We start from the raw sequence: 19,160 nt of genomic DNA, 5'->3' as shown, positions 1-19,160 counted from the left end.
ATGCGACAGCTACTGCAGAACGCCCACGACCGCCTGGGATTACGCACAAATCCCACACGCTTCTTTGGCGCAGCCTTCATCGCGATCGCTTTCAGCGTCGTGACGATCGTGTTCACCAGTCGGGTGAACAGCACCTTCAGCGTCGCCAGCGAGTGGATCTTGACCAACCTCGGCTGGTTCTACATCTCCGGCGTCACGATCTTCCTCCTCTTCCTCATCGTCATCGCGCTCGGCCGCTTCGGCCGGGTGCGCCTGAGCCCCAACGACGAGGGCCCGGATCATTCGACGCTGTCCTGGTTCGCGATGCTCTTCGCCGCGGGCATCGGCACGATCCTGCTGTTCTGGGCCGTGGCCGAGCCCACGTACCACTTCGCGCAACCACCGCGGGAGGCCATGGGAGTGGCGCCCGAGAGCATTCAGGCCGCCCGCGAGGCGATGGCCTTCACGCTTTATCACTTCGGTCTGCACACGTGGACGATCTTCGCGTTGCCCGCCCTGGCCTTCGCCTACTTCATCTACCGGCGCAACCTGCCGCCGCGCGTCAGCTCGCTGTTCCAGCCGCTGCTGGGTAACCGCATCCACGGCCCGATCGGCGCGCTCATCGACATCCTGGCCATCGTCGGCACGATGCTCGGCATCGCGACCTCCATCGGCCTGGGCACGTTGCAGATCAACAGTGGTCTCGAGCGGCTCTTCGGGGTGCCCAACACGGTCGGCATGCAGATCGTCATCATCAGCGTCGTCTCGGTCATCGCGAGCGTTTCGGCCGCCCTGGGCATCGAGCGCGGCATCAAGCGGCTGTCGAATTTCAACATCATCACCGCGGTGCTCTTGCTGGTCTTCGTGCTGTTCACGGGGCCCACGCTGCTGCTGCTCAAGGGCACGGTGGAAAGCGTCGGCACGTATGCGGCGATGCTGCCCGAACTCATGTTGTGGAACGACACGTTCGACAACACCGGCTGGCAGAACTATTGGACCGCGTTCTACTGGGCCTGGACGATCACGTGGTCGCCGTTCGTCGGAATCTTCATCGCGAGCATCAGCCGCGGCCGCACCATCCGCCAATTCGTGTTCGGCGTGCTCGGGCTGCCGACGCTGTTCAGCGTCATCTGGTACGGCATCTTCGGCATGGCGACGTTCGACCGTGAGCTCAACGGTCCGGGCGGCCTCGTCGAGGAGGTCGTGGGGCAAGGCGATATACCGGGAGCGCTGTTCATCTTTCTCGAGGGATTCCCGCTGGCGACCTTCACCTCGGCCGTCGCGATCGCCCTCGTGGGCGTCTTCTTCATCACCTCGATGGACTCCGCGGCGCTGGTCATGGACATGATGGCCAAGGGATATGAGGAAGAAGGTCCGGTCGTCCAACGGGTCTTCTTCGGCCTCGGGGTCGGCCTCATCACCATCGCGCTCATCGTCACGACCGCCGACGACGGCCTGCGGGCGTTGCAAGAGGTCATCACGGTCATCGGGCTACCGTTCTTCGCGCTCGGCTACTTCCTCATGTACAGCCTGTGGCGCGGGCTGAAGGAAGACGCCGGCGAGCTCGAGCCGCTGCCGGCCCGACGGTGGCGCCGCACGCTGCCTCCGGAGGAGTACGTGCGGCGGCGGGGCGACGGCGTCGACGGCGACTGGCACGAGGAGGTCGGCTACTACGACGACCCGGACTGCACCGAGCCGACCCGCTACACCTCGCCGAACGGCGCGGACCCGCTCGGCGAGGTCCCCGCCGGGGGCGTGACCGCCGGGATTCAGGGCGCGTCACTGCCCGACGGCGACGCCTCGACCGCGAAGGGCCGGGACGCCTCGCAGCCACGAGCCGACTGAGGCGGGCCCACGGCGACACCGTCAGACTGGCCGGTCAGTGGCGCTCCGCGGCCTCGCGCTGCGCCCCGGCGAGTTTGCGGTCCTCCACGTCCTGCATCTTGCCCCGGGTCCACGGGACGAGCGCGAAGAGGACGCCGGAGATGACGATCGTGATCCCGCCGACCACCAGGTAGAACGTGCTGTCGGGCAGTCCGGCCATCGCCTTGATGCTCTGGGCGCCGACCGCCTGCCCCGCCGAGGACGCCAAGAACCACAGAGCGAGCGCCTGACTGGCGAAGGCCCGGGGTGCCAGCAGCGTCGTGGCGGCCAGACCGACTGGGGACAGGCACAGTTCGGCGACGGTCTGCACGACGAAGACGGTCCCGAGTACCCAGAACGGGGCCCGGTTGGCGCCGCCCTCGACGGAGTACACGGCGAACGCCGCCGCCATCATCAGCGCCGAAAGGCCGATGATGAGCACCGCCGCCGCGAACTTCAGCGGCGTGGAGGGAAACCTCCCCGCGCGTTTGGTCCACAGCCAGCCGAACAGCGGCGCGAGCACGACGATCGTGATCGGGTTGATCGCCTGGTACCACTCCGGGGAGACCCAGCCGCCCAAGTCGGTGTTCTGCTCCGCGAAGGTCGCCATCTTGCCGGCCGCCTGCTCGAAGATCATGAAGAACATCGCCGCCCCGACCCACAACGGCACGTAGGCCGCCAGGTGCGAGCGCTCGACTTCGGTGACCTTCGGGCTGCGGAACATCACGATGAAGTAGATGAGCGGCGTGATGATGCAGACGATGGAGATCGCGTCGATGGCCGCGGTCACCGGGCCGGTGTTCCACGTCATCGCCAGCAGAAGCACGACGACGAAGGCGGCGATCCCGGCGATCGAGCCGAGAATCAGCCGCGTGCGCTCCTGCGGAGCCAGCGGATTCGGCACGTCGTCGCCGGCGCCGCGCAGCCGGGCCCGCCCGAGCACGAACAACACGAGAGCCAAACCCATGCCGACCGCCGCGGCCGAGAAGCCGGCGTGGTATCCCCAGCGCTCCCGCAGGAAGGCGACGACGAACGGCGCGAAGAAGGCGCCGATGTTGATCGACATGTAGAAGATCTGGAAGCCGCCGTCGCGCCGGGGGTCGTCGACGTCGTAGAGGCTGCCGACCATGGCCGAGATGTTCGGCTTGAGCAGACCGGTGCCGAGCGCGACGAGCGCGATGCCTATCCAGCTGAACGCGGCTCCGGGGATGGCCAGGCTGATGTGCCCGGCCATGATGACGATGCCGCCGTAGAGCACCGACAGTCGGGCCCCGACGATCCGGTCCGCCGCCAGGCCCCCGACGATCGAGAGCAGGTAGACGCTCGCGCCGTAGACCGCGACGACCGACTGCGCGGTCTCCTGCTCAAGACCCAGGCCGCCGTTGGCGACCCCGTCGTACAGGTAGTAGACGAGGATCGCACGCATGCCGTAGTAGGAGAACCGCTCCCACAGTTCGACGAAGAACAGCGTCGACAGGCCGCCGGGGTGGCCGAGAAAGCCGCGATCCTGACGGGAGTCGAACTCGGCCGCGGCGGACCCGTTCGGGGTGGACATGGAATCTCCTTTGTGGGAGTCGTCAGGTGGCGCAGGGCCAGCCGAATGCCGGCGTGAAACGCCCCGGATGCTACGGCCGCTACCGAAGTGCCAGCTGAGCGAATCTGCTACCGATGTCAGCGGGCTCGCCAGCGGCCCGGGTCCGGCGGCGCGGGCGAGCCCGCTGGGTCGGCGTCGGTCGCCGGGCGGGCACCGAGCCGGTGGCGCGCGCTCTGCGCCTCGTCGGCGACCCCGGTGGGAAACGGGCTGCGGGCCAAGGCTCGCTGCAGCGCCGCCAACGGCAGGGGTGCAGCGGAGGCGACGAGCACGGTGTTGCCGAAGCGTCGGCCCTTGTGCACGTCGAGCGTGGCGACGTACAGCTGTCGGCTCAGTCCCGCGTGCTGCGCCGCCGCGGCGACCCGTGCGACGTAGCGGCGGCCGGGCTCGTCGGGCAGGTTCGCCAACCACACCCCGGTGGGGTGCAGGATCCGGGCGCACTGCGCGAGCGCCTCCTGCGTCGTCAGATCTGCCGGTACGCGGCCGGCGGCGAAGGCATCGAGCACCACGGCGTCGGCGCTGCCGTCGGCCAGCTCGGCCAATCCTGCCCGGCCGGCCTGCGGACGCACCCGGATGCGGTGGCCCCGCGGCAGCGGCAGCCGCTCGCGCACCGCGGCGGTGAGATCGGCGTCGGGCTCCAGCACGATCTGGGGCGACCGTGGGCGGGTCTGTTCGACGTAGCGGGGCAGGGTCAGCGCGGCCCCGCCGACGTGAGTGACCGCGAGTCGCTGCGGGGCGCCGGGTTCCAGTACGTCGAGGCACGCCGCCAGGTGCTGGACGTACTCGAACGCCAACAGTTCGGGATCGGCGAGGTCGACGTAGGACTGCGGATGCCCGTCGAGGTGCACGGTGACCCCGCCGCGTTCGTCGACCTCGAACCGAATCCGGGCCTGCGGCGGGCCACCGGAGCGCCTCGACCCTGCGCGTGCCACCGGCGAGCCGCTACTCGAAGCGCCGGCCGGTGATCGACTCGTAGGCGGCGACGTACGTGGCGCGGGTCTGCTCGACGACGCTGCTAGGCAGGGCGGGCGGCGGCTGCTCGCCGTGGCGGTCCCAGCCGGATTCGGCGCTGGTCAGCCAGTCGCGCACGAACTGCTTGTCGTACGAGCGCTGCGGGCGCCCCGGCACCCACTCCGACGCGGGCCAGAACCGGCTGGAGTCGGGCGTGAGCACCTCGTCGGCGAGCACCAGGGATCCGTCGGGCTCGATGCCGAACTCCACCTTCGTGTCCGCGATGAGCACGCCCCGCTGCGCCGCGATCTCGTTGCCCCGCGCGAGGATCGCCGTCGTCAGCCGGCGCAATTGCGCCGCGGTCGCCGCACCGACCTGCGCCACGACCTCCTCGTAGGTGATCGCCTCGTCGTGGCTGCCGATGGGGGCCTTGGTCGTCGGCGTGAAGATCGGCTCTGGCAGCCGACTGGCCTCGGTCAACCCCTGCGGCAGTGACACGCCGCAGACGGAGCCGCGCTCGCGGTACTCCACGAGTCCGCTGCCGGTCAGATACGCCCGACCGATCGCCTCGACCGGCACCATCTGCAGCCGCCGCACCAGCACCGCGCGACCCGCCACCTGCGCCGGCACGTCGGTCGAGACCACGTGGTTGGGCACCAGGTCGGCCAACCGCTCGAACCACCACAGCGACAACTGCGTGAGGATCGCGCCCTTGTCGGGAATCAGGCTGTCGAGCACCCAGTCGTACGCCGAGACTCGGTCCGAGGCCACGAGCAGCAGCCGGGTCTGGTCGGTCTCGCCGGTGACCGGGTCCACGGGCGCGTACAGGTCACGCACCTTGCCCGAGTACACGTGCACGTAGCCGGGTAGCGGCGGCCCAGCGGCGTCGCCCTCGGCTCGGGCCGTGGTGTCGGAGGTCGTGGTGTCGGAGGTCGTTGCCCCGCTGCGCTCGTCGGTCATCAGTCACGCCCTGCGGCCGGCGCGGCGACTCGGCCCTGGGCCGCGGCCAGCGCGATGTCGTGTCGGTACTGGCTGCCGCGCAACTCGATGCCGGCGATGGCGGCGTAGACCCGCTCGCGCGCCTGATCCAGATCGTCGCCGGAAGCCACGACGCTGAGCACCCGCCCGCCATGGGAGAGCAGCTCGCTGCCCGACGGCTTGCGGGTGCCGGCATGCAGCACGTACGCCGGCTCGTGCACCGTCTCCAACCCGGTGATCGGGTCGCCCCGCCGGGGCCCGTCGGGATAGCCGTTGGCGGCCAGCACCACCGTGACGCTCGTGTGCGGATGCCAGGCGAGTTCGTCGAGGTCGCCCAGGGTGCCGGTGGCCGCCGCGTAGAGCAGCCCCCCGAGGGGGGTGCGTAGACGATCAAGCACGACCTGGGTCTCGGGGTCGCCGAACCGGGCGTTGAACTCCACGACTCGCAGCCCGCGGGAGGTCAGGGCCAGGCCGACGTACAGGATGCCCGCGAACGGGGTGCCCCGTTCGCGCATCGCCCTGATCGTCGGCTCGGCGATGCGCTCCACGACCTGCGCGGTGAGCCCCGCCGGAGCCCACGGCAGCGGCGAATAGGCGCCCATGCCACCGGTGTTGGGGCCCTGGTCGTCGTCCAGCAGGCGCTTGAAGTCTTGCGCGGGGGTCAGCGGCGCGACGCTGACCCCGTCGGTGACGCAGAACAGCGACACCTCGGGCCCGTCGAGAAACTCCTCGATGACCACCTGCGGGGGCGCCTCGCCCGGCCCCGTCTCCCGCTCCAGGCATTGCGCGGCGTGCGCGAGCGCCTGCCCTCGGTTCGGCGTGACGACGACGCCCTTGCCGGCGGCCAGGCCGTCGTCCTTGACGACGTAGGGCGGCCCGAACGCGTCCAGGGCGTCCATCACCTGCTCCAGGCCGGTGCACACGTGCGCGAGGGCCGTCGGCACGTCGGCGGCGGCCATGATGTCCTTCGCGAAGGCCTTGCTGCCCTCCAGCCGCGCCGCCTGCGCCGAGGGACCGAAGCAGGCCACTCCGGCAGCGCGCACCGCGTCGGCTACGCCGGCGACGAGCGGCGCCTCCGGCCCGATGACGACGAGATCGGCGCCGATGCGCACGGCGAGCTTGGCGACCGCGTCGCCGTCCTCGATCCCCTCCGGCAGCTCATGGCATTTGGCCTGCGCCCACATGCCCGGATTGCCCGGGACCGCATGGACATGCGTGACCTGCGGGTCGCGCCGCAGCGCGGTGACGATGGCGTGCTCGCGAGCACCAGAACCTACGACGAGGACCTTCACGGGCTCCAGCCTAGTGGGAGGGACGCGAGGCCCCCGGGAGACAGGGGGGACCCTCCCGGGGGCGTCGCCTTCCGTACCGAGAGTCACAGGGGACCGAACTCCCGGCCGGGCGCCACAACCCGCGTTGGGACTACGCGGATGCGGCCTGGACACACTCTGGCAAACCACACCCCCCGCGGTAAAGAGGGGTGATCCCAGTGTGCTCTGCAACACATCCCCGGGCAACAGCGTGACCTGGGCAACGACCCGCGATAGGCCGACAAGAGGGGCGAAAACCCGGATATCGGGCGGCGGGTGGGCGCCTCGAGCCGGCGCGGCGATCGGTCGGATCGAAGGCCCGCAGAACTGAATCCCCGCTGAACCGCCTGATCTTTCGCGCGAATCGTGGTGCCGGCGGGAGGGCACCGGGAAGTCCCGGAGCCGCTACTGTTCGGGCAGCAGAACGCCGGGTGGCACCCGGGTCCCAGCGATCGGCACCGGGGGGCGTCGTGACCAGACCAGTGCAGATCGTCGACCCCGGCCTGCTGACGTTGAGCGCCACCGGCGTCGACGAGCCCGCCAACCGCCTGTACCTGCTGGCCGTTCACCGACCCGGCATCACCCGCGCGGCGCTGCTCGCCGAAGGCTTCGACGAGGCCACGATCGAGAAGGTCACCGCCGACCTGCAGCGCATCGGTCTGCTGCGGCGCACCGCGGACGACGAATGGGAGGCGCTGCCGCCGGACCTGACGCTGCCCGCCCTGGCCGGGGAGTTCGAGCTGCGCGCCGCGACAGCGCGGGCGCTGTCCATCGAGCTGTCCACGATCTACCGCAACGCCCGAGCGCACCCGCGGGTCGAAGGCGGCGGCATCGTGGCGCTGAGCAATCAGCAGGAGCTGGCTGAGGCTTCCGCGCACCTCGTCGCGGTCGCCGAGCACGAAGTGATCGGATTTCGCGACAACTCCCCGCGCACCGCGCACCTCTTCGGCGGCGACCCCGATCAACACCGCGGCCGCTGGGTCAACGCCTCCGGTCGGCCGCTGCGCCTGCGCACGACCTTCGACTCGGCCGTGCTCGACCTGCCGCGCGCCGCCGAGATCCTGCAGGCCCGCACGGCCTCCGGGGAGAGCTGCCGCTTTGCCCGCGGGTTGCCGTTCTCGGTCATCGTCGCCGACACCACCAGTGCCGTCGTCGACCTGACCAGCTATGACTCGTCGGCTCAGGGATGTCTGCTCGTGGGCGACCGACGGCTCGTGCTGGCGCTGGCGGGCCTGGTCGAGATGGTGTGGCGCACCGCGGCGCCGATGGCCTCCGACAAGGAGGGCCCGATCGACGGGCAGTCCCGGCTGATCCTCAGCCTGCTGGCCGCCGGCGCCACCGACACCCTCATCGCCAGCCGCACGGGCATCAGTCAGCGAACCGTCGAGCGCAAAGTGCGGACCCTCATGGAGCGCTTGGGCGCCGCCACCCGCTTTCAGGCCGGCGTTCAAGCCGCACGCCGCGGCTGGCTCTGAGCCCCGCTCCGCACTTACGCCGCACCTGCTGGGCAGGGCTGGGGCGGCCAGGCCGTAAACTCGATGGTTCGGCCCGAGCGCGGGTGCGTGACGAGCGCACCCCGGCGGGTGGGGACATCTGGACGACATCAGGGCGAGCTGGCGCGGGGCAGGCGAGTAGTGACGAGCAGCGACACGCAGCAGGCAGGCAAGCAGGCAACCGACCCCGGGCAGGCGCAGACCGGCGAGGGCGCACCCGAAGGCGCCGCCGACGCACAGGCCATCCTGGCGCGCGAGTTGGCCGACGAGCAGGCCCACGTGGACCGGGTGTACGCCGAGTTGGAGAAGGCCCGGCGGCGCGCCGACCTCATCGAGGCCGACGGTCTCTCGCGCGGCCGCACCGACCGCACCGGCGACGTGCGCGACGAGGAGATCACCGGCCTCTTCGAGCGGGACGCGCTGGTCTACACCGCCGGTCGCCGCCAGCACGTGCTCGACCGGCAGCACGAGGGGCTCGTCTTCGGGCGGCTGGACTTCGCCGTGGACGGCGAATTCGACGAGCTCGGCGAGGCCGACGGCGGCGACAGCAGCAGCCGCGACGGGGGCGGCCGCGACGGAGGCGGCGCTGCCGAGGTCGAGAACCCCGAGTCGCCGAACCGGGAGGTGCGCTACGTCGGCCGCCTCGGGGTGCGCGACGACGATTACGAGCCGCTGGTCATCGACTGGCGGGCACCGGCCGCGGCGCCGTTCTACCGGGCGACACCGGTGCAACCGCACGGGGTGGTGCGGCGCCGAGTGCTGCGCAGCCGCGGCGAGCAGGTCATCGGCGTGGAAGACGACATGTTGGCCCCGCAGGCCCCCGACGACCTGGTGATTCTCGGCGATGGGGCGCTGCTGGCGGCGTTGACCCGCAGCCGCACGGGCCGCATGCGCGACATCGTGGCGACGATCCAGGCCCACCAGGACGAGGCGATCCGGGCCCCCGCGCGCGGCGTCACCCTCATCACCGGCGGCCCCGGCACCGGCAAGACCGTCGTGGCCCTGCATCGCGCCGCCTATCTGCTGTACGCCGACCGGCGCCGCTACGAGACCGGCGGCATCCTCGTCGTCGGACCGTCGGCGGCCTACACCGCCTACATCGAGCGGGTGCTCCCCTCCCTCGGTGAGGAGTCGGTGACCCTGCGCAGCCTGGGTGACCTGCTGGACGTCGCGACGGCTGGGCGGCTCGACACCCCGCAGGTCGCGCAGATCAAGGGGTCGCCGACCATTCGGCGGGTGCTCGCGCGGGCGGCGCGTGACGTCATCCCGGGTGCCCCGACCGAGCTGCGGGCCATGGTGCAGGGCGCTCCGGTGCACCTGCGCGCCCGCGAACTGGACCGGGCGCGGGCGCAGGTACTGCGCCACCACACCCGCAACACCTCGCGGTCGGCGATGCTCGCGGCCCTGGCCAAGCTCGCCTGGCAGCAGGTGCGCCCGGAGCGCCCCGGAGCCGGAGACGCCGAAGACTTCATCGCGACCTTCGAGGAGCACCGCGACGTCGAGGACTTTCTCGACCGCTGGTGGCGGCCCGTCGACCCACGCGAGGTGCTGCTGTGGCTGGCCGACGCCGAACGCACCCACCGCTACGCCGCCGGGGTGCTGGGCGAGGCGGCCGCCGAGGCGCTGGCCGCCTCGATGCGCGAGGCCCTGCGCACCGGCACCTGGTCGGTTGCCGACACGGCGCTCATCGACGATCTCTCCCCGCGCGTCGGGCTCGTGCCGGAGGTCAAGCGTGAGCGCGGCTTCTATCAGGTCGAGGAGCTGGACGACGTGCTGGAGTCAGCCGTGGCCGCCGGCCAGCTGCGCGCGCAGGAGGAGCGGCCGGGGCACGCGGCCCTGCGGCTGCGGGGCACTCGCGCGCCGGTCGACGAGCGCGAGGCGCGGGAGCTGCTGTTGCACGGTCGGATCGAGGCGCCGGCCGAATACGCCCACGTGCTGGTCGACGAGGCGCAGGATCTGTCTCCGATGCAGTGGCGGATGGTCGGGCGCCGCGGCCGGTGGGCGTCGTGGACCGTGGTCGGTGACGCCGCGCAGGCGTCCTGGCCGTTGGAGCAGGAGGCGATCGCGGCCCGCGACCAGGCCTTCGGTCGGCACCCACGGCAGGCCTTTCACATGGACACCAACTACCGCAACGCCCGGGAGATCTTCGAGCACGCCGCCGACGTCATCCGGGTCACGATGCCCGACGCCGACATCCCCCAGGCCGTGCGGGAGACCGGCGTTCGGCCGGTGGACCGGCAGGTGGCGGCCGCGCAGCTGCCCCAGGAGTTGGGCGCTGCGATCGCGCAGGTGCTGGGCGAGGTCGACGGCAACGTCGCGGTCGTCGCCCCCGCTCGCTGGGCCGAGTCGGCAGCGCAGGTGGTCGGCGCGCTGACCGGCGAGGCTCGCGGTCGGGTCGAGGTCGTCGATCCCCTGTCCACCAAGGGCCTGGAGTACGACGCCACCATCGTGCTGGACCCCGACGAGATCGTCGCCGAATCCCCCGGCGGCCCCCGGGTGCTCTACGTGGTGCTCACCCGCGCCGCCCACCGCATGCACGTCCTACGCCCCGTCTAGGGCGGCCCAACCCCTGCGCCGCCCCGCCCCTGCGGCGGCGGCGCGGGGGGTCAGTGGCCGATGAGGTGGCGGACTCGGTCGGGGCCGACGCACAGCAGCAGGGTCGGCAGGCGGGGGCCCGTCTCCTTGTCGATGAGCAGCAGGTAGAGCAGCCGGAACAGCTCACGCTGGGCCTTTTTGACCTCCGGCGGCAGCTTCTTCTCGCCGACGTCCAAGCCGGCCTGGGCCTTGGGGATGCCGTAGGTCAGGGTCGTCAGGCCGTCCAGTGACCAGTCGTCGGTCAGGCGCTGAGCGAGCAGTCCGAGCGCATCGCGCTGCTGCGGACCGAGCTCGGCGAGCAACCCGCGGTTGGGTTCGGTGCGCAGGCGGGTGCGGTCGCCCGGATCGAGTTGGGTGTGCACCCAACTGCTGGCGCAGTCCAGCCGGGGACGCACGTCGTCCAGGCTCGTGATCGAGCCGGCGACGTCGAAGCCCTCGAGGATCCGTAGCGTCTGCTCCGGGTGCCCGCCGGTGATGTCGATGATCGAGGCGAGCGCTCGGTAGGGCACCGATCGCGGCGTCAGCGTCAACTCCCGCTCCGTGGTGCGCACGCTGCGCTCGTAGGCGGCCAGGTCGCCGGGCTGCGCCGAGCCGCCGACCACCTTGCGCGTCAACGCATCCCACTCGTCGTACAGCCGCAGCAGCTCGGTGTCGAAGGAGACGGTGAACGACTGGTTCGGGCGGCGCCGCACGTACAGCCAGCGCAGCAGCGGCGCCTCCATGATGACCAGGGCGTCGGCCGGGGTGGGCACGCCGCCGCGCGACGAGCTCATCTTGGCCATGCCCGCGATGCCGACGAAGGCGTACATCGGGCCGATCGGCTGGTGCCCGCCGAAGATCTCCTCGACGAGTTGACCGCCGACGACGAACGACGATCCGGGGCTCTGGTGGTCGACCCCGGAGGGCTCGAAGTCGACACCTTCGTAGGCCCACCGCATGGGCCAGTCGACCTTCCACACGAGCTTGCCGTGGGTGTCGCGGTCCAGGTGCATGGTCTCGGTGACCTGCTCCCCCTGCGGGCCGTTCGCCACGTACGTCAACTCGGTGCTCGCCTCGTCGTAGGCGATGACGCGGGTGTCGTCGGTGCCGAACGCCTTGCTGTACGGCCGGAACGGAAAGTAACCGCCGGTGCCGCTGCCGTCGTCCTCACCGGCGGCACCGGAGCCGACGGCTGCCAGATCGGCCGCCTCCTGGGCGTCCTCGTCCAGCGGTGCCTGGCCGCCTGCGGTCTTGGCGGGTGCCGCCGCCTTGGTGCGGTACCGGTCGAGCACCTTGTCGATGCGCTCCCGGTCGCGCATCGCGTGCAGCACCTGCTCGCGGTAGGCGCCGGAGGTGTACTGCTCGCTCTGGCTGATGCCGCGGTAGGCGACCCCCATCATCTGCAGCGCGGCCTTCATCGGCGCCTTGAAGTGCGCGGCCCAGTTGTCGTACCCCGAGCCGTGGGGGGCGGGAACGCTGGTCAGCGGCTTGCCGATGTGCGCCTTCCACGAGTCGTCAACGCCTTCGACGGAGGCGGGCACCTTGCGGAAACGGTCGTAGTCGTCCCAACTGATGATGTGCTCGACGGCGATGCCCCGTCGGGCGATCTCGTCCGCCACGAAGTGCGGAACCATCACCTCCCGCAGGTTGCCCAGGTGGATCGGACCGCTCGGGCTCAGCCCGGAGGCGCACACGATGGGGCGGGTCAGGGTGCCCCCCTGACGTCGGGTGGCCTCCTCGATGACCTCGTCGGCGAGCCGGGTGACCCAATCCTGCTGTGCCTGCTGCGCTGCCTGCGACACGCTCACTCCCCTGTCAGCGGATACCGCTGGATGATCTCGTCGCGGCCCGGGCCGACGCCGATGGCCGAGATGCGGGCGCCGATCTGCCCCTCGACGAACAGCACGTACTCCTGGCAGCGGGCCGGCAACTCCTCGAAGGTGCGGGCACCACTGATGTCCTCGCACCACCCCGGCAGGTACTCGTAGATCGGCGTCGCGTGGTGAAAGTCGCTCTGGTTGGTCGGCATCTCCTCGAACCGCTCGCCACCGACGTCGTAGGCGACGCACACGGGGATCTGCTCGAAGGTGTCGAGGTTGTCGAGCTTGGTCAGCACGTAGTCGGTGACGCCGTTGATGCGGGTGGCGTAACGGCCGATGACGACGTCGAGCCAGCCCACCCGCCGCGGGCGCCCGGTGGTCGTGCCGAATTCGTTGCCGATGACGCGCAGCCGGTCGCCGACCTCGTCGTGCAGTTCGGTGGGGAAGGGCCCCTCACCCACGCGGGTGGTGAAGGCCTTGAGCACGGCGATGACGCGGTCGACGCGGGTCGGCGGCAGCCCGGCGCCGGTGCAGGCGCCACCGGCGGTGGCGTTCGAGCTGGTCACGTAGGGGTAGGTGCCGTGATCGACGTCGAGGAGCGTGGCCTGACCGGCCTCGCAGAGCACGGTCTTGCCGGCATCCAGGGCGCGGCTGATCTCCAGCGACGTGTCGGCGACCATGGGCGCCAACCGGTCGGCGTAGGACAGCAGTTCGGCCACAACGCGGTCGACGTCGATGGCGCGGCGGTTGTAGATCTTGGCGAGCACCTGGTTCTTGAACGCCAGTGCCGCGCCGACCTTCTGCCGCAGGATGGACTCGTCGTACAGGTCTTGCACGCGGATGCCGATGCGCGACATCTTGTCGGCGTAGGTCGGGCCGATGCCGCGACCGGTGGTGCCGATCTTGCGGCTGCCCAGAAAACGCTCAGTGACCCGGTCCAGCACCGTGTTGTAGGGCGGAATGATGTGGGCGTTGGCGCTGACTTTGAGCAGCGACGTGTCGACGCCGCGCGCCTCCAGGGCGTCCAGCTCTTCGAAGAGCACACGCAGGTCGACGACGACGCCGTTGCCGATGATCGGCGTCACGCCGGGGGTCAGGATCCCGCTGGGCAGCAGGTGCAGGGCGTATTTCTCGTCGCCGATCACCACGGTGTGCCCGGCGTTGTTGCCGCCGTTGAACTTCACGACGTAGTCGATGCGGTCGCCGAGCAGGTCCGTCGCCTTGCCCTTGCCTTCATCGCCCCACTGGGCACCGACCAGCACGATCGCGGGCATCGCGGGCCACCCTCTTTCGCTCGAACAGACTCGAACAGACATGGTGCCCTGCCGGGCCCCGCGCAAGACTATCGGGTCGCCATCGCGGGGCAGCTGGCCCGGTAGCGGCCCTCGACCCGTCGTGGCGACGGGTCCACCCGCCGCGCCACGCAACGGCGTTGCGCGCCAACCGGACCCGCCCGACTGTGCGCATACTGGGAGTAGGCAGCGAATTTCGTTGGGGTTACCACGAATTGCTCAGGCCACCGGGGGGTTGCGTCGATGGGGACGCGGCAGAGGCCGCAGCACGCGCTCGCGGCCGCACGTGACCGGCTCGTGCCCAGCAAGCCGGAGGCAGGACGTGGTTGATGACCACCCAGGGGACGACCGACCGACCTTCGACCGGGATCGATCTGCCCACCCAGGGCCCTGACAGTCGCCGTTCGCGCCGGCTCGCCGTGGCCGCCGTGGGCGCGCTCACCGGGGCGCTGCTGCTTGCGGGGTGCGGCTCGAACACGCCCGATACCGCCGCGACCGCGACGGCTCCGGCGACGCAGACCGAACCGGCGACCCAGTCGCCGAGCACGCCGCTCTCGGCGCCGAACTCACCGGCAACGGGTGGTCAGTCGACCGCGCAGGGCACGCCCGCCACCAAGGCGCCGACGTCGGCGGCCACCGCGACCGGGGGCGCCCGGGCTCAGCTGCCGACCGACGCGGGCGAGTACGGCGGCGAGCTGATCTCCGCCTGGCAGGCCGGTGACACCGCTGCGATGGGTGACCTGGTGACCGCCGGGGCGATGTCGTCGCTGCGCGGCGCCACGGCTCCCGACGACCTGCTGCTGACGGCCTGCGAAGACAACCTGTGCAGCTGGAGCAACGAGGCCGGGGCGCGCCTGACCCTGACCTACGACAGCGACAAGGTCGCCGCCGGCGCCAAGCACGCCATCACCGCCGCTCGGGTCTCGGCGGCCTGACCCCACCCAGACGCTCGCCGATGGCCTCGGAGCAGCGGGTTGCGCACATAGCGGCAACCCGCTGCTTTCGCCGTTTCTCCGAGCAGGTGGGCTTATCGAGCGGGAGGGTTACCGGCTCAGAGGCCGAGCGCGTCGGCAGCCTCGGGGCTGGAGTCGCGCAGGAACTGGGCGCACCGGGCCTGCTCGTCGGTCTCGCCGAGCTCGCCGGCGGCGCGGCTGAGGGCGGCCAGGGCGCGCAGGAAGCCGCGGTTGGGCTCATGGGACCACGGGACGGGTCCCTGGCCGCGCCAGCCGGCTTTGCGCAGCTGGTCGAGGGAGCGGTGGTAGCCGGTGCGGGCGTAGGCGTAGGCCTCGACGGTGAAGCCGGTGGCGAGCGCCGCCTCGGCGAGGGTGGCCCAGGCCAGGGCGGAGGCCGGGTTGCGGCCGGCGATGAGGGCTGGGTCGCCGCCGGCCAGCAGCTCTGCCCCGGCGGGGTCTTCGGGGAGCGTGGTCTCGGGGATGCCCAGCAGGTTGTTGGCGTCGGTCATGACTCCACCTTCTCGCGCGCGGGGCCGACAAACCAACAGCGGGGCCCGTGCCGTGTGGCACGGGCCCCGCTGCTGCGCTGCTGTGGTGTTGCTGACGTGCTACCTGGTCACACGTGGGTGCCGGCGGAGCGCAGGTTCTGGCAGGCCTCGACGATGCGGGCGGCCATGCCGGCCTCCGCCTCCTTGCCCCAGGCGCGCGGGTCGTACTTCTTCTTGTTGCCGACCTCGCCGTCGACCTTGAGCACGCCGTCGTAGTTCTGCATCATCCAGCCGGCGACCGGACGCGTGAACGCGTACTGCGTGTCGGTGTCGACGTTCATCTTGATGACGCCGTAGTCGACCGCGTCGGAGATCTCCTGCGGCAGCGAGCCGGAGCCACCGTGGAAGACCAGGGCCAGCGGCTTGTCGCCGGCGGCGTCGCCGTACTTGCCGACGATCGCGTCCTGGCACTCCTTGAGGATCTCCGGGCGCAGCTTGACGTTGCCCGGCTTGTAGACGCCGTGCACGTTGCCGAAGGTCAGCGCGGCCATGTAGCGGCCGTTCTCGCCGAGGCCGAGGGCCTCGACGGTCTTGAGCGCGTCGTCGGTCGTGGTGTACAGCTGGTCGTTGATCTCGTTGGCGACGCCGTCTTCCTCGCCACCGACGACGCCGATTTCGACCTCGAGGATGATGTTGGCGGCCTTGGCCAGGGCCAGCAGGTCCTGGGCGATCTCGAGGTTCTCCTCCAGCGGCACGGCCGAGCCGTCCCACATGTGCGACTGGAAGATCGGCGGACGGCCGTTCTTGACCTCTTCGGCGGAGATGGCCAGCAGCGGCCGCACGAAGCCGTCCAGCTTGTCCTTGGGGCAGTGGTCGGTGTGCAGGGCGATGTTCACCGGGTAGTTCTTGGCGACCTCGCGGGCGTACGCGGCCAGCGCGAGCGAGCCGGTGACCATGTCCTTGATCGTCGAGCCGGAGGCGTACTCGGCGCCACCGGTGGAGACCTGGATGATGCCGTCGGAGTTGGCCTCGGCGAAGCCGCGGATCGCGGCCGTCACCGTCTGACTGGAGGTGATGTTGATGGCCGGGTAGGCGAAGGAACCGGCCTTCGCCCGGTCGAGCATCTCGGCATAGACCTCGGGTGTTGCGATTGGCACTGCGACTCCTCGTGGATAGGGGTTCTCGTGGCGGCCGTTCGCACCGCTGCGACGTCGGGCCCTGGGCGCCTCGCGCACCCGGGCCGCCGCCTGGTGTACCGCGGCAGCGAAGACCTGGACCACGGCCATCCTATGACCCAGCCCGGCGCCGGGGGTCCGGGAGCAACGTCCCGCATCCCAGATCCCGACCTGCCACCGAACGTTATTACAAACTCTTGTTTGTGAATCCCCCTCAAGGGCGCCTCTTGACGCCTCGACGGTCCCGCCAATACGGTTACGGATCATGACCTCAAACGTTCTAGGTCGGCAGCGACGCAGACCGGACCGAAGGAGCACCTGATGGTGGACATCACGCGGCGAACGGTGTTGGGCGGCCTGCTCGGCGTCGGAGCGCTGGGGGCCACGGCGGCCTCCTGGCCCCGGTTGACGGCCCGCGACATCCCCGGTCGCGGGCAGGACGTGCTCAACGTCGCGATCCTGGGCACGAGCCAGGACGCTGCGGCGCGCGCCGACCTGCTGACCGCCTTCCGCGCCAAGCACCCCGACATCCCGGTGCGCCTCCAGGCCATCCAGGGCGCCGACTGGAGCAACTTCTTCGCCAAGATCCTCACGATGGTCGCCGCCGGCACCCCACCGGATGTGTGCATCGTCGCCACCGAGGGCGCCCAGCTGTTCGCCGACCGGCTCGCCGAGCCCCTCGACGCCTACGTGCAGCGCGACCGGGCCGAACTCCAGGACTACTTCGACGACGTGCACCCCAGCCTCATCGAGGCGTTCATGTATCGCGGGCACCTCTATCAGCTGCCCATCGACTTCAACGCCGCGAACATGTACTTCAACACCGACGCGATGACCTCCGCCGGCCTGGACTACCCGCAGGAGCACTGGACCCACGAGGACTTCCTCGCCTACGCCCGCGGCATGCGCACGGCCAACCGTGCCCCGTTCGTGCCCTATTACTGGACCAACCGGCTGTTCGGTGGCGTGGTGCCATGGCTGTACGTCAACGACACGAGCTTCCTCAAAGAGGCCAAGGCGCCCGGAGGCGAGTGGCTGTGGCAGCAGTTCTACTCCGGCGACCCCGCGGCGGCCGGACGCAGCGGCGGCTACCTGTGGGAGGAGCCGAACGCGCAAGACCCGCGGGTGGAAGAGTCCTTCGACTTCCTGCGGGAGGTCGTGCGCGAGGGTTTGGGCACCAGCCCCGCCCAAGGCGGCGGCACCGAACTCGTCGCGCAGTTCGCCGGCGGCTCGATCGGCATGACGCCCGCCGGCGGTTACTGGGTCAACGGCCTGAACGAGGCGGGCATGACCCAGGCCGACTACGACGTGCAGTACTTCCCGCGCTGGCGCAGCCAACGCCATCAGTTCGGCGCCGCCGGCTACGCACTGATGAAGACCTCGCAGCGCAAGGAGCAGGCCTGGGAGTGGATCAAGTTCTGCATCTCGCGCGAGGGAATGAAGCTGGCGCTACCGCGGGCCGACACCACCCCGACGCGGCGCTCGATGTGCAACGACGAGTTGTACGGCACCATCGGTCCGCGGCACTGGCGGGTCTTCTACGACACCTTGGACCGCATGGAGGCCGCGCCGATCCCGGCGCCCCCGCAGCAGGCGGCCGTCGAGACCGCCCTCATCAAGAACGTGACCGGCGCCGTGACCGCCGGCAGCCAGGCCGGCCTGCGCGGCCACCTGGCCAACCTGCAGCGTGACCTCGAACTCGCCCTGAGGAAGTCGACATGAGCGTGCCCGCCCCCGTCTCCGCCACTGCGGCCACCGGCACCGTCGGCGGCCCCACCGATCGCCACGCCGACAGCCCGCAGCAGCGGCGCACCATCCGCTCCCAGCGGCTGCTGGTGTTCCTGTTCCTGCTGCCGACCGTGGGCGGCCTCGCGCTGTTCATGTTCGTCCCGATCGTCGCCTCGATCGTGCTGGCGTTCTTCAGCTGGGACGTCATCAGCCCGCCGCGGTTCGTCGGCCTGCAGAACTTCACCGAGCTGGCCACCGATCCGACCGTGCGGGTGTCCTTTCTCAACACGTTCGGCCTGGTGATCGCCACCGTGATCCTGCAGCTGACGATCGCCCTGGGCCTGGCGGTGCTGGTGCAGTCCAAAATGCCGGACTGGCTGCGCTCGTTCTTCCGCTCCGTGCTGTTCTTCCCGCTCATCCTGTCGGCAGCGAGCGTGTCGATCATGATGAGCTACCTGTTCAACCAGCAGTTCGGCCTCGTCAACTACCTGCTCGGCTTCGTCGGCGTGCCGGCCATCCCGTGGCTGAACTCCGAGACCGGCGCGGTCGTCATGGTGATCCTCGTCTACGTCTGGCAGAACTTCGGCTTCAGCTTCCTGCTCTTTCTCGGTGGCCTGGCGGCCATCCCCAAGGAGGTGTACGAGGCGAGTTCCATCGACGGAGCCACCGGGTGGCGACAGTTCTGGCGGATCACGCTGCCGCTGGTCAGCCCGACCATGCTCGTGGCCTCGGTCATGGCGATCATCGCCGCGCTGCAGATCTTCGACCAGCCGTACGTGCTGACCCGCGGCGGCCCCGGCGACGCGACCCGCACCGCCGTCATGGTCATCTACGAATCCGCCTTCCAGCAGCTGCAATTCGGCCGAGCCAGCGCTATCGGTGTGGTCCTGACGATCGTCATCATGCTCGTCACCGCGCTGCAGTTCCGTTTGTCCCGCCGCTTCGTCTTCTACGGCTGAGGAGGC

14 protein-coding genes are annotated in these 19,160 nt (G+C 70.4%); 6 read left to right on the top strand and 8 right to left on the bottom strand.

The window, feature by feature from the left end:
• Window positions 1–1,824, top strand: a complete 1,824-nt coding sequence (locus tag KILIM_RS07815; RefSeq protein ID WP_006592116.1) for a BCCT family transporter — start codon at window positions 1–3, stop codon at window positions 1,822–1,824.
• A 34-nt stretch (window positions 1,825–1,858) separates the two neighbouring features.
• Here the strand turns inward: KILIM_RS07815 and KILIM_RS07810 are convergent, their stop codons facing one another.
• The 4 genes from KILIM_RS07810 to purD all read right to left on the bottom strand — a co-directional run bounded on the left by KILIM_RS07810 (window position 1,859) and on the right by purD (window position 6,654).
• Window positions 1,859–3,397 carry a peptide MFS transporter gene (locus KILIM_RS07810; protein WP_006592115.1) on the bottom strand — a complete coding sequence of 513 codons (1,539 nt, stop codon included), beginning with the start codon at window positions 3,395–3,397 and terminating at the stop codon, window positions 1,859–1,861.
• 116 nt (window positions 3,398–3,513) lie between these two features.
• Entirely contained in the window at window positions 3,514–4,365 is an 852-nt protein-coding gene (locus tag KILIM_RS07805) for a spermidine synthase (protein WP_006592114.1), read from the bottom strand.
• A 10-nt stretch (window positions 4,366–4,375) separates the two neighbouring features.
• Window positions 4,376–5,344, bottom strand: coding sequence for a phosphoribosylaminoimidazolesuccinocarboxamide synthase (locus KILIM_RS07800; RefSeq protein ID WP_006592113.1), 969 nt, complete (start codon window positions 5,342–5,344; stop codon window positions 4,376–4,378).
• A complete protein-coding gene (gene purD / locus KILIM_RS07795; RefSeq protein WP_006592112.1) occupies window positions 5,344–6,654 on the bottom strand; it encodes a phosphoribosylamine--glycine ligase in 1,311 nt (436 codons plus the stop codon). The genes KILIM_RS07800 and purD overlap by 1 nt, the downstream gene beginning before the upstream one ends.
• Before the next feature lie 488 nt (window positions 6,655–7,142).
• On the opposite strand from purD, the gene KILIM_RS22195 reads away from it, so the two are divergent.
• Together KILIM_RS22195 and KILIM_RS07785 are read left to right on the top strand one after the other, a co-directional pair.
• The gene (locus KILIM_RS22195; protein ID WP_157551584.1) at window positions 7,143–8,147 is read left to right on the top strand and encodes a helix-turn-helix transcriptional regulator; all 1,005 of its coding nucleotides are present in this window, start codon (window positions 7,143–7,145) and stop codon (window positions 8,145–8,147) included.
• Window positions 8,148–8,306: 159 nt separating this feature from the next.
• Window positions 8,307–10,721: a HelD family protein gene (locus KILIM_RS07785; RefSeq protein ID WP_006592110.1), complete on the top strand. Its 2,415-nt coding sequence runs from the start codon at window positions 8,307–8,309 to the stop codon at window positions 10,719–10,721.
• Between the two features lie 50 nt (window positions 10,722–10,771).
• Here the strand turns inward: KILIM_RS07785 and KILIM_RS07780 are convergent, their stop codons facing one another.
• Both KILIM_RS07780 and KILIM_RS07775 read right to left on the bottom strand, forming a co-directional pair.
• Complete coding sequence (locus KILIM_RS07780; RefSeq protein WP_006592109.1) at window positions 10,772–12,541, bottom strand: lysine--tRNA ligase; 1,770 nt, start codon at window positions 12,539–12,541, stop codon at window positions 10,772–10,774.
• A gap of 2 nt (window positions 12,542–12,543) precedes the next feature.
• Window positions 12,544–13,833 carry an adenylosuccinate synthase gene (locus tag KILIM_RS07775; RefSeq protein WP_006592108.1) on the bottom strand — a complete coding sequence of 430 codons (1,290 nt, stop codon included), beginning with the start codon at window positions 13,831–13,833 and terminating at the stop codon, window positions 12,544–12,546.
• A gap of 347 nt (window positions 13,834–14,180) precedes the next feature.
• Between KILIM_RS07775 and KILIM_RS07770 the strand changes: the two genes are divergently transcribed.
• Window positions 14,181–14,786, top strand: a complete 606-nt coding sequence (locus tag KILIM_RS07770) for a hypothetical protein (protein WP_006592107.1) — start codon at window positions 14,181–14,183, stop codon at window positions 14,784–14,786.
• A gap of 116 nt (window positions 14,787–14,902) precedes the next feature.
• Here KILIM_RS07770 and KILIM_RS07765 read toward each other — a convergent pair whose 3' ends face one another.
• A complete protein-coding gene (locus tag KILIM_RS07765; RefSeq protein ID WP_006592106.1) occupies window positions 14,903–15,313 on the bottom strand; it encodes a DUF3151 domain-containing protein in 411 nt (136 codons plus the stop codon).
• Window positions 15,314–15,420: 107 nt separating this feature from the next.
• Window positions 15,421–16,449 carry a class II fructose-bisphosphate aldolase gene (gene fbaA / locus KILIM_RS07760; protein ID WP_006592105.1) on the bottom strand — a complete coding sequence of 343 codons (1,029 nt, stop codon included), beginning with the start codon at window positions 16,447–16,449 and terminating at the stop codon, window positions 15,421–15,423.
• A gap of 339 nt (window positions 16,450–16,788) precedes the next feature.
• Here fbaA and KILIM_RS07755 point away from each other — a divergent pair, with 339 nt between their 5' ends.
• A complete protein-coding gene (locus tag KILIM_RS07755; protein ID WP_006592104.1) occupies window positions 16,789–18,189 on the top strand; it encodes an extracellular solute-binding protein in 1,401 nt (466 codons plus the stop codon).
• Window positions 18,186–19,154: a carbohydrate ABC transporter permease gene (locus KILIM_RS07750; protein WP_006592103.1), complete on the top strand. Its 969-nt coding sequence runs from the start codon at window positions 18,186–18,188 to the stop codon at window positions 19,152–19,154. The genes KILIM_RS07755 and KILIM_RS07750 overlap by 4 nt, the downstream gene beginning before the upstream one ends.
• The last annotated feature ends 6 nt before the right edge of the window (window positions 19,155–19,160 follow it).

Origin of the sequence: Kineosphaera limosa NBRC 100340 (assembly GCF_000298215.1) — a bacterium.
Lineage (GTDB): Bacteria > Actinomycetota > Actinomycetes > Actinomycetales > Dermatophilaceae > Kineosphaera > Kineosphaera limosa.
Note: the sequence above shows the minus strand (reverse complement) of the source record. Positions and strands in the feature narration are given on the sequence as shown.